This window comes from Phormidium sp. CCY1219, from assembly GCF_055795085.1.
The window spans coordinates 1-311 of record NZ_JAYFEQ010000927.1 but is presented as its reverse complement, the minus strand read 5'-3'; the positions used below and the strand labels follow the sequence as shown (position 1 = coordinate 311).

Here is a 311-nt window from a genome sequence, read left to right as displayed (position 1 = left end):
TCGCTCGTACAGCTAAAACAAGAACGTCCCTGGTATGGAGAAATCCAATCCCAGGTACTGCAAGACATGGTGAAGCGAGTAAAGCAAGCCTTCGATCGTTTCATCAAAGGAGACAAGAACGGCAAGCGTAGCGGTAAACCCCGTTTCAAGGGAAAGAACCGTTATCGCACCTTCACTTATCCTCAAGCGAGTCTTAACTGGGTTAATGGAAATCGTGTCAAGTTACCCAAAATCGGCTGGGTTCGGTTTGTTCGTCATCGTCTTCTGCCAGATGGTTTCTCGGTCAAAACGGTGTCGATTTCGCGGAAAGC

1 pseudogene is annotated in these 311 nt (G+C 48.2%); it reads left to right on the top strand.

Annotated features, from left to right (window positions below):
• Nucleotides 1-66: 66 nt before the first annotated feature.
• Nucleotides 67-311 (top strand): annotated as a pseudogene (locus tag AC0QH1_RS30485) (RNA-guided endonuclease TnpB family protein); the annotation flags it as partial.